The sequence below is a fragment of the Fodinibius sp. genome, from assembly GCF_041642155.1.
In the GTDB taxonomy this organism is placed as follows: Bacteria; Bacteroidota; Rhodothermia; order Balneolales; family Balneolaceae; genus Fodinibius.
This window is the reverse complement of record NZ_JBEPWZ010000083.1, coordinates 1-10,996: the sequence shown is the minus strand read 5'-3', so window position 1 is coordinate 10,996 and position 10,996 is coordinate 1. Positions and strand designations below refer to the sequence as shown.

8 protein-coding genes are annotated in these 10,996 nt (G+C 49.7%); 5 read left to right on the top strand and 3 right to left on the bottom strand.

What is annotated here, in order from left to right:
- Nucleotides 1–37: 37 nt before the first annotated feature.
- The 3 genes from katG to ACESLU_RS06955 form a co-directional block, all read right to left on the bottom strand.
- Nucleotides 38–2,278 carry a catalase/peroxidase HPI gene (gene katG, locus ACESLU_RS06965; protein ID WP_372637048.1) on the bottom strand — a complete coding sequence of 747 codons (2,241 nt, stop codon included), beginning with the start codon at nt 2,276–2,278 and terminating at the stop codon, nt 38–40.
- A gap of 467 nt (nt 2,279–2,745) precedes the next feature.
- Nucleotides 2,746–2,952, bottom strand: coding sequence for a hypothetical protein (locus ACESLU_RS06960; RefSeq protein WP_372637046.1), 207 nt, complete (start codon nt 2,950–2,952; stop codon nt 2,746–2,748).
- Nucleotides 2,953–3,076: 124 nt separating this feature from the next.
- Nucleotides 3,077–3,553: a hypothetical protein gene (locus tag ACESLU_RS06955; RefSeq protein ID WP_372637043.1), complete on the bottom strand. Its 477-nt coding sequence runs from the start codon at nt 3,551–3,553 to the stop codon at nt 3,077–3,079.
- Nucleotides 3,554–3,668: 115 nt separating this feature from the next.
- On the opposite strand from ACESLU_RS06955, the gene ACESLU_RS06950 reads away from it, so the two are divergent.
- From ACESLU_RS06950 to ACESLU_RS06930, 5 genes are all read left to right on the top strand, one after another.
- A complete protein-coding gene (locus ACESLU_RS06950) occupies nt 3,669–5,066 on the top strand; it encodes a PQQ-dependent sugar dehydrogenase (protein ID WP_372637040.1) in 1,398 nt (465 codons plus the stop codon).
- Nucleotides 5,067–5,195: 129 nt separating this feature from the next.
- A complete protein-coding gene (locus ACESLU_RS06945) occupies nt 5,196–6,110 on the top strand; it encodes a sulfotransferase (protein WP_372637038.1) in 915 nt (304 codons plus the stop codon).
- Between the two features lie 48 nt (nt 6,111–6,158).
- Complete coding sequence (locus tag ACESLU_RS06940; protein WP_372637036.1) at nt 6,159–7,208, top strand: glycosyltransferase family 4 protein; 1,050 nt, start codon at nt 6,159–6,161, stop codon at nt 7,206–7,208.
- Between the two features lie 734 nt (nt 7,209–7,942).
- A complete protein-coding gene (locus ACESLU_RS06935; protein ID WP_372637034.1) occupies nt 7,943–8,593 on the top strand; it encodes a DUF305 domain-containing protein in 651 nt (216 codons plus the stop codon).
- Between the two features lie 102 nt (nt 8,594–8,695).
- Nucleotides 8,696–10,738: an LVIVD repeat-containing protein gene (locus tag ACESLU_RS06930; RefSeq protein ID WP_372637031.1), complete on the top strand. Its 2,043-nt coding sequence runs from the start codon at nt 8,696–8,698 to the stop codon at nt 10,736–10,738.
- The last annotated feature ends 258 nt before the right edge of the window (nt 10,739–10,996 follow it).

Below are 10,996 nucleotides of genomic sequence, written 5' to 3'. Positions count from 1 at the left end.
TAATGATGTATGTCTGTCAAGAGCATCGCAGCTGAAATCAGTCCAGGTCGAAACGGTCCAGGTTCATAACCTTGTCCCAGGCCGCCACGAAGTCCCTTACGAACTTCTCATTGGCATCTTCAGCTGCGTAGACTTCAGCAAGGGCACGCAGTTCGTCGTTTGAACCGAAAATAAGGTCGGCCCGGGTACCGGTCCACTTAACTTCCCCTGTATTACGATCGCGGCCCTCAAACACTTCCCGATCATCTGAAACCGACTTCCATACCGTACTCATATCGAGCAGCTTCACGAAAAAGTCATTCGTCAGTGTCTCCGGATGATCAGTGAAAATTCCATGATCAGACCCATCATAGTTGGCATTAAGCGCACGCATGCCACCCAGGAGAACCGTCATTTCAGGGGGTGTAAGCGTCAGCAATTCCGCTTTATCCAGCAGCAGTTCCTCCGTCGACCGGTTCGGTCCGTCCCCGACATAGTTACGGAATCCGTCCGCTTTCGGCTCGAGCCAGCCGAACGAATCGACATCTGTTTGCTCCTGCAAAGCGTCAGTACGGCCCGGTTCAAACGGTACTTCCAGGTCATAACCGGCATTCTTCGCGGCCCTCTCGACGGCGGCACATCCGCCCAGGACGATCAGATCGGCCAGGGAAACCTTCTTATCGCCTGACTGTGAACTGTTGAACACTTCTTGGATGCCTTCCAGCCTCTTTAGCACGTTGGATAATTGTTCCGGATTGTTCACTTCCCAGTCCTTTTGCGGAGCCAGGCGAATTCGAGCGCCGTTGGCCCCTCCTCGTTTATCCGAATCTCGGTAGGTAGACGCCGATGCCCAGGCCGTCTTTACCAGTTCAGATACCGACAATTCTGAGTTCAGTATTTCTTCCTTTAGCCGGGCAATGTCCTGTTCGTCAATGAGTTCATAATCCACTTCAGGAACAGGATCTTGCCAGAGCAAATCCTCCTCAGGGACTTCCGGTCCCAGGTAACGCGATTTTGGTCCCATGTCCCTGTGGATGAGCTTAAACCATGCACGGGCAAAAGTTTCTCTAAATTCATCCGGATTCTCAAAAAATCGTCGTGAAATCTTCTCGTACTCCGGATCTACTTTCAGGGCGAGATCCGTCGTGAGCATCATAGGCGCATTTTTCTTAGACGGATCGTGCGCATCGGGAACAGTACCTTCTCCTGCTCCGTCCGCGGGCTCCCACTGCCATGCGCCTGCGGGGCTTTTGGTTAACTCCCATTCATATCCGAATAGGTTTTCAAAAAATCCCATGTCAAATTCAATCGGATTATTGGTCCATGCCCCTTCAAGTCCGCTGGTAATGGTATCGGGACCTTTACCGGTGCCGTGACTACCCTTCCAGCCGAACCCCTGCTCTTCAATGGGTGCTGCTTCCGGTTCGGGACCCATGCTGTCTTCTGGAGCAGCGCCGTGCACTTTCCCAAGGGTGTGTCCCCCGGCTATGAGCGCTACTGTTTCCTCGTCGTTCATTGCCATTCGGGCAAACGACTGCCGAATAAAGTGCGCTGCTTTTTCCGGATCCGGCTCCCCGTTCGGCCCTTCCGGGTTCACATAGATAAGACCCATATGGTCGGCTGCAAGTGGCCCTTGGAGGTCTCCCTCTTCAGTGTGACGCTCATCTCCCAACCATTCTTCTTCGGAACCCCAATCCACAGCCTCGTCGTGCTGCCAGGCATCTTCACGTCCCCCGGCGAAACCGAATGTCTCCAATCCCATCGATTCCAGGGCAACATTTCCGGCCAGAACAATCAGATCGGACCATGAAAGCTTGCGGCCGTACTTTTGTTTAACCGGCCAAAGCAAGCGACGCGCCTTGTCAAGGCTCACATTATCGGGCCAGCTGTTGAGGGGCGCAAAACGTTGCCTCCCGCCGGCGGCGCCACCGCGGCCATCGGCGACGCGGTATGTACCTGCACTATGCCACGCCATTCGAATGAAGAGTCCCCCATAGTGGCCCCAGTCGGCCGGCCACCAATCCTGCGAGGTTGTCATCACCTCTTCGATATCTGCTTTTACATCGTTAAGATCCAAGTTCTCAAACGCTTTCGCATAGTCAAAATCCTCATCCATCGGATCAGATATGGAAGAGTGCTGTCGAAGAATATTCAAATTCAGTTTGTCCGGCCACCAGTCCCGATTTGTGGTACCACCACCCGCAGCTTTTCTTGATGCCCCATTATGGAAAGGACACTTACTTTCACTACTCAAGTTGTTACCTTCGGTACTTGTAGTCTGACTTCCGTTGTTATCCATGCTATGATTGGTTTATTATTTTTGTTTGAAGAAATACAAACTAACTAAATCATTTGTTCTTCTCTGATAGAAAAATACTATAACCGATATTAGGCTCAGTTATAAGATCTGCATGTATAAATACATACACTGCTATTACTTAATCCAGCCCTAAAGGGCCCCTATCTCCCCTTTAGGAAAAAATTACGGGGAGGCATTACCCTCGCATCCAAGCAAAAAAATTAAACAAGCTTTTGGCAATTTAGATCAGTGGGAAGATCGCGGGGCGGTATTTGGCTGAAAAGTGAGCCGGATACAGGAAACACGTTCAGGTTTACCCTGAAGGGTGAAGCATAAACAAAACGTCAATCCGCCAAAGATGAACTCTTTCTATCAGCAACATCAGCCACTGTACTTATCCCGTCACCCAAACAAACCGGACAGCGTGTAGGTTACACTATCCCTGCCAGTTGTTATAGCGGTCAAATTTACTTTTTCCTGGATTTCGTCACCGCCCAGATGGTCAATCCCAGAATAGCCGAGGTCGCACCGAGCATCAAGGCAATATTCACATCTCGCTGGATGCGATCGATCTTCTGGCGATAACCTGCGCCCACGCCTTTTCGGGCAATGATTCCTTCCAGTGCCTGGATTCGTTCATCCAGTTCTTTTCGGGTTCTCTCTTTAATATCCATAGTTACTCCTTTTTAATAGTTCGTATTATTTCCGGTCTAAAAACGTATCTATCCTTGTGTTATTTCCTTTTTTGTAAACACGAATAAAAAATGGATTTTATCAGGGCCTCGCCCCGCAAATCACTCAGAAATAGTAACGGAGGCCGACCGCCCCGTTGCCCGCCAGTTCCACATCAGGCGTTAAATCTATAATAGGTACTGCTTCAACAAACAGATCAAAGGGAATCGTTTGAAAGATAAAGTTTAATCCCAGAGGAAACCGGGCGCCTGCCGTCGCCTCGTCAGCGAATATCACCCTGGCACCTATGCCGTAGTAAAAAGCGAGGTCTTCCGCATTGCTGAACCAGGAGTGCCATAAAAAATCAGAATGCAAATGAAGCGCCTCCTCTCTCCCGGTAAGCGACCAGGCCGCCCCAATATCAAATGCCGTCCGCATGCTGTTCCAGGATTTGACAGAAATACCCGTGGGCTCACCGATCATTACCCCTATTCCAAAATTACCGCGATTATCGTTGCCGGCTTGTGCTTTTGCCGGGGCAGATGTCAGACTGACAAGTAGTCCCGCTATACTGATGAAAACAATTATTTTAAGTAATTTCATCTTTGATGATATTATATGTTTGGATATACGCTGCAACAAGAATGTTGTATCTGTATAATGCTTTTATTATATAAGTGAACCCGGTTCAGCGTTTAATCATTCGTTTAATTAACAGATGAAAAAAATTTGGTTCGTTTCACTTCTTCTGACAATTACTACCACCTGTTTATATGGTCAGGATGAAGGAAATAAGATTTACAAAACATATTGCGCTGGTTGCCACGGTGCGCAACTGGAAGGCAATTCAGCCTCCTCACTCACTATATCGGAGTTGAAATACGGGCGAACCCGCGGGTCGATGATCCGGAATATCACTTACGGAATTCCTGACACCGAAATGAGCGCTTTTGGAGAGGTACTGGATGACGAGGAAGTGGAAGCGGTAGTGGATTATATTATTGCCTCCCAAAATGCTTCCGCTGAAGACCGTCCCATTCCCGCCCGCCTTCAGACCTCCCATTACACCCTCCGGATAGAAAAATTAGTGGATCAGGATATAGAAACACCCTGGGGAATTACTTTCATCGATTCAGATCACGCCCTGTTCACCGAACGAAAAGGAACCATCCGCCGGCTGGTAAAAGGGAACCTGGATCCCCGACCCATTCAAGGAGTCCCTCCCACCCAGGAGCTCAGGACGGGCGGTTACATGGATATTACCGTAGATCCAGAATATGAGGAAAACGGGTGGATCTATTTGGCATTCAGCTTTACACCCGAAGATATAAACGATACCAATGCCCGGGCGATGACCAAGGTGGTTCGGGGTCGGATCGACAATCATCAGTGGACGGACGAACAAACCCTGTTTGAAGTCCCTGACTCACTGCTGGTCAGAAAAGGAAACCGGTGGGGATCCCGCTTTTTATTTGACCGGGAGGGCTATCTTTATTTCTCAATCGGCGATATGGCAAGAGGAGAAGCTTCGCAGGATGTGGGCCAGGCCCCGGGCAAGGTATACCGTATTCATCCCGACGGCAGTATCCCTGAAGATAACCCCTATGCAGGCAACCCGGGTGCGTTGGATGCCATATTTACCATTGGCAACCGCAATGTACAGGGTATCGATCAGCATCCCGAAACCGGGGAGATATGGGCGACTGAACACGGTCCCATGGGAGGCGATGAACTGAATATCCTGAAAAAGGGAACAAACTATGGCTGGCCGGCTATCACGTATGGAGTCGGTTACGACGGAAGCGAGGTATCGGACAGGACACACCGGGAAGGCATGGAACAACCCGTCATCCAATGGACTCCCTCCATTGCCGTAAGCGCTGCTAAATTTAGCAGCAGTCCACTGTTTTCCAAGTGGCAAAACAACCTGCTGGTTGGAGCCTTGAAGTTTGAAGAGTTACGGAGGCTGGTCATTGACAAGGACCAGGTAACCGAACAAGAGATGATTTTAAAAAATTATGGCCGCGTCCGTGATATCGAAATGAGTCCCGACGGCGCACTCTACGTGTTATTGAACAGTCCGGATGTGATCTTGCGGATCACACCGGAACAGTAGTCTTTTGGTTCTCAACAGAAAAATAGAAAACTACACAAACGCATTTAATCGTACTTAGAAAATGGATCAGAGTTCTGCCGAACGTAAACGACCTCCCAGAACATCCGCCAATAACCTAAATAACCCGATATGCAGAATCTTCGGAATACCTTTATCGCAGGTGCGGCCAAATCCGGCACGACGGCTCTCTACTACCTGTTAAATCAACACCCGGAAGTGTGTACTCCGGTCGTAAAGGAACCGAATTTTTTCAGCAATATTGACAACAGCTCCGACCCCGTGAAGCCCGGCAGCGGACCCGGAGACGACAGCACCGTTTGGACCGACACGCTAAACAGCTATCATAAGTTGTATAAGCCTGAACGGAAGCACGCCGTGAAGCTTGATGCATCCGTTTCCTACCTGTACAGCACAACAGCGGCCTCACAGATCGCAGCGTATGACCCGGAAAGCACTATTATCATCATTATCAGGAACCCTGTAGAGCGCGCTTTTTCCCATTACAAGCACTTGCTGCGAGACGGACGCGAAACCGTTTCCTTTGCGGAGGCCATACGCCGCGAGCAGGAACGGATCCGGGAGGGATGGGAGTTTTCGTGGCACCTGACCGCCATGGGCCGGTATCACAATCAAATCCAGCGCTATTTCGATTATTTTGAACCGGAGCAAATTCGAATTTTTTTGTTTGAGGATATCAAAAAAGATATTGCTGAAGTTATACACGAGATTACCGATTGTTTGGGTCTGGGAACCTATGACTATGATTTTGAACAGCAAGAACGCAATGCTTCGGGGGTGGCCCGGAGCTGGATGCTCTCAAGGGCGGTAAACTGGATTCTCGGCTACAAGGCCACGATAAACAAAGTTATTCCTCCCGCCATCACCCACCGGGCCCTTCAGCTGTTCCGTTCAGTCAATATCCGCAAAAGTGACCTGGACATTCCGGCCAGGCTCCGCATGGAACTCTATGCCCTCTTCGAGACCGACATTAACAAAACGGAACAGCTGATCGGCCGTAACCTCGCCGCCTGGAAACCTGAATAAGTTTTAAACTTATCCTATTATTAAACTTATCCTATTATAAACAGAGAGATGGCAAACACAGTGTATATCAACGGACATTTTCTTCAGCAGCAGTTGACGGGCGTACAGCGATACGGACGGGAGATTCTCAAAAGTTTTGACCGCAGTGGCTATGCCTATGAAATTCTTACCCCGCAGGGAGCATTTGCATCGGGCAGGATAGGAGGCAATTTGTGGCAGCAACTGGTGTTGCCCGCCCGGAAAGACCGGGAAGATCTACTCTGGTCCCCGGCCAACAGCGGACCCGTTTTTGCTCAGAATCATGTGATAACGCTTCATGACATTGCCGTTTTCCCGCACCCGGAGTGGTTTTCCTCTTCTTATTCCCTGTGGAAAAGGACACTCATTCCACAGGTTGCCAAGCGGGCGAAAGGCATCCTGACCGTTTCGGAATTTTCCAAAAATATAATCTGTGCCCACCTGGATATCCCCCCGGCTAAAGTTAAAGCTGTATACAATGGGGTGGATATCAATCGTTTCAAGCCCGCCGCAGCCACTACCATCCAAAACACCCGAAATAAATACGGACTCAATACTCCATACGTGCTTACACTCGGCTCCCTTGATCCCAGAAAGAATTTCAAGCGGACGGTAGAAGCCTGGAAACGTTGCAGAGAACAGGAAAAAATGAGGAAATTCGTATTAGCTATTGCCGGCGGAAGCAACGCAAACTTCAGCAGCCTTGATCTCAATATGTCGGGTGAGGCCACCCAACTGTTGGGTTATGTGGACGATGAGGACCTGCCGGCACTCTATTCCGGAGCCGCCGGTTTTTTGCTTCCTTCCCTGTTTGAAGGATTCGGACTGCCCGTCATAGAAGCGATGGCCTGCGGAACCCCGGTAATAACGTCGAACACCACGGCTCTTGATGAAATATCGGGCGATGCGGCATTAAAGGTTACTCCCACTGATATAAACGCCATCAAAGAAGCCATCCTGGAGCTATTGGATTCCCCGCACCTGCAAACCAAACTTACAGAGCTCGGGATGAAAAGGGCGCGCCGTTTTAGCTGGGACAAGGCCGCTACTGAAATTTATCATTTTCTGACCGGGGGATAACAATCTTAAAAATTCACTCGCGGCTGCCCGGGCACTCACAAAGCGTAATTATATCTATATCCATACAAATCCTGGTCCGCCCTTGGTATCATCCCGGATGACACTATGGAAATTGGGAACGGAAAATCGATAAAAAATGGTTATTTTTGTTCACTATGTTATCCATAGAGTCAGAAAGGGGAATCTAACCATGAACGTCAACCGTACGGTTCTGGTTTTTCCCAGTTATACTAATTTACTGAATCCTTTGAGAAACCAGGGATTTTAGTCACCATCAACCCCTGAACGCATTTAAAACCACAGCATAATGACCCGGATTAATCACCAGGAAGTTTGGTCGTGAACGAGGCGAAGGAAAAATAGCGGCAGCAGGGTACTTATCTTATGTACCTTGAGCACGTCATTTTTTCCTTCAACGAAGTGCACGGCTCAATTTCGCAGCGCTTTGCGACTGCCCTCAAATTTGCGCTATGCTTAATTTTCGAGATGTCTAACAATAACAATGACTTAATCTTTAATTTTTACTGTTTCGTGAATAATCCGGGTTAGCATATGTGAGAACATCAAATGCACAAAAATGCAGGAATTGGCCAAACGAACGGTTTTGCAAGCCTTCTTATAATATCACCAACTAACAGATAACAACATCCATTCAATAATTTTATATATAGATACACGTGATACGAAAAAGTTTTAAAAGAGCATTCACACCCAGAATCATTGCAGTATGTCTTATGCTGATTGGAACCGCGGCGTGCAAAAGCACGGAAAAAACCGCAACGTCCCCTTCGACAAATGAGCATAACAATGACCGTTCTGAGCTGGAAGCCCTTTATTGGTCCCGGATAGACAGTTCACGAATGCACTTCACAGAGGCCGACGTAAAGTTTATGACCGGAATGATCGCGCACCATGCCCAGGCTCTCGTAATGTCGCGCCTCGCACCCGAAAATAATGCAAGTGCGGAAATCCAGCGATTGGCTGCCCGTATCATTAACGCCCAAAAAGATGAAATTTCTTCCATGCAGCGGTGGCTACGCGACCGCGACCAGCCTGTGCCCGAGATAGAGATAGAGGGACTTACCCTCATGGTCGATATTGAAGGTGAACCGTATACCAGCTATAAAAAGATGCATGGCGTACTTTCCCAAGATCAAATAGAAGAGCTTGCCAATGCCCGGGGCGCTGAGTTTAACCGGCTTTTCCTGGAATATATGATTGAACATCACTCGGGGGCCGTCCACATGGTTGAACATCTTTTTGCCACCGACGGAGCGGCGCAGGATGAAGAAGCCTTCCGGCTTGCTTCCGACATACAGGTAGACCAGAGAACCGAAATCGATCGCATGAACCTGATGCTGGAACAGTTACCCGACTCGGGTTAGCCCATATTTCCTGGTGAAGAAATCCGGGTCAGCAGTCACCGGTATTGTATTTCCATTTTTAAATTAACCGCATATCAACCATTAAAAGAGACAGAGATAACAATGAATTACGATTACCCACGCACTTTTTCGGCTGCCGGTACTGCCGGAAGCCGTTCACACTACCTTTGGCTATTATTATTGCTGGTAGTAATATTTGGCACCTATTCCTGTGCCCCGTCCTCGCAAATGGAGACCCCGCCCGCGGGGGACTACAGTTCTGACATTAAACCTCTCTCGGAAGCAGATCCTCCGAGTCCCGATCCCCGGGTGGGATTGGAAGCAGGTTTATTTGATGCCGGGGAAGCCATTTGGAACCTGGAAATGCTTTCCCAAACACCACCCCCGGAGGATTTTATCGGGGTCACAAATTCCGACCTCGCCTTTAAAGACAATTATGCCATCCAGGGCAACTATAATGGCTTTATGGTTTGGGATATATCCGATCCGGCTTCTCCCGATCTCGTGGTCGATTTTCTCTGTCCCGCTTCCCAGAGCGATGTATCCGTCTACGGAGACCTGCTGTTTGTCTCGGGGGAGGGATTCGGGGGACGCCTTGACTGCGGTACGGAAGGGGTTGACAAAACGGTGAGTGAGGAACGCCTCCGCGGCATCCGGATTTTCGACATCTCCGATATTGAAAATCCGGAGTATGTATCCAACGTTCAGACCTGCCGGGGCTCTCATACTCACTCCGTACTGGACGATCCCAAAGACGAAGAAAATGTATATGTCTACGTATCCGGATCCGCCCCGGTACGCCCGGAAGAAGAACTGCCCGGCTGTAGCAGCGCTATGCCGGATGAGGATCCGAATACGGCCCTTTTTCGCATCGAGGTGATAAAGGTCCCACTCGATCACCCCGAACAGGCCGCCATCGTAAACTCACCGCGTATTTTTGACGACCTGGATGCTCCTCCCACTCATGGGCTGTCTCCCGAGGATCTCGCTGAAATTAAACAGGCCGAAGAAGAGGGTGCCTTTGTTGTTGAGTTCGCCGGTCAGCCACGTATCCTTCCCTCCGGCATGATACAGACCATGCTCAATGAGATCGTACGTGCACGGGGGGGCAGCGGTGAACCGACAGCCGCCGACAGTGCAGCGCTGCGTGAGAAGCTTCCCGAAATCATGGAAGCTCGATACGCCGACCGCGATGAAGATGAAACCGAGGAAAGAGGTCCCAACCAGTGTCACGATATTACGTTGTACCCGGAAATCGGTCTGGCGGGCGGAGCCTGTGAAGGATACGGCCTCCTGCTGGATATTGAAGATCCTGAAAATCCCATGCGTGTAGACGCGGTAGCCGACTCCAATTTCGCCTACTGGCACTCTGCTACGTTTAATAATGAAGGGGACAAAGTTCTCTTTACGGATGAATGGGGCGGCGGCGCACAACCCAAATGCCGGGAAAACGATCCGAAGGAATGGGGAGCCAACGCCATCTTCACGATCAGCGACAACAATGAAATGGAGTTCAAAAGCTATTTCAAGATGCCCGCTCCGCAAACAGAACAGGAAAATTGCGTGGCACACAACGGATCGCTCATTCCAGTGCCGGATCGTGACATCATGGTCCAGTCGTGGTACCAGGGCGGAATTTCTGTTTTTGACTGGACCGATCCCGAAAACCCGGTTGAGATCGCCTACCACGATCGCGGTCCCGTGGACTCTACCCGCATGCAGATGGGAGGAAGCTGGTCGGTTTACTGGTACAACGGCGCCATTGTTAACTCGGAGATTGCGCGGGGACTCGATATCTTTGAGCTTAAACCGAGTCCGTATCTCACCGAAAATGAAATTGCCGCGGCCAACACCGTGAGGTTTGAGCAGCTTAATCCACAGGGACAGCCCAAATACGACTGGCCGGCTACTTTTGCTCTTGCCAAAGCCTACCTCGATCAGCTTGAACGGGGGGAAGGTCTGCCCATAGAACGAATCATAGCCACCAGGGAGGGGCTCTCCGAAGCAGAATCCGCTTCCGGCGCTGAGCAACGGGAACTCCTTGCCGACTTGGCTGACGAGGTGCAAAACAGGTCCGGAAATGCTTCTCAGCAGGATAAAATACAAAAACTGGTCTCTACGTTGCGAGAGCTGGCTGCTTCATAGCATGGATCGGTATCGCCCGGCCGTACGGCCGGTAACACTTCGCCGAATTATAAAAGTCCTCATCGGGTTATGGTTGCTTTACCTGATGAGGACTTTTTTATTTCGAGGACTTCCTTATTTCGTTATCCTGCCCCTATAGGTAAATCATTTCGGTATGAATAATTCTAAGGCTAAAATAGGGCAAGATACGTAAACACAAAGGCCCTGCTTCCTGGACGGCACAGCCTTTGGAACCGCATTCATTTCCAGCACTTATTT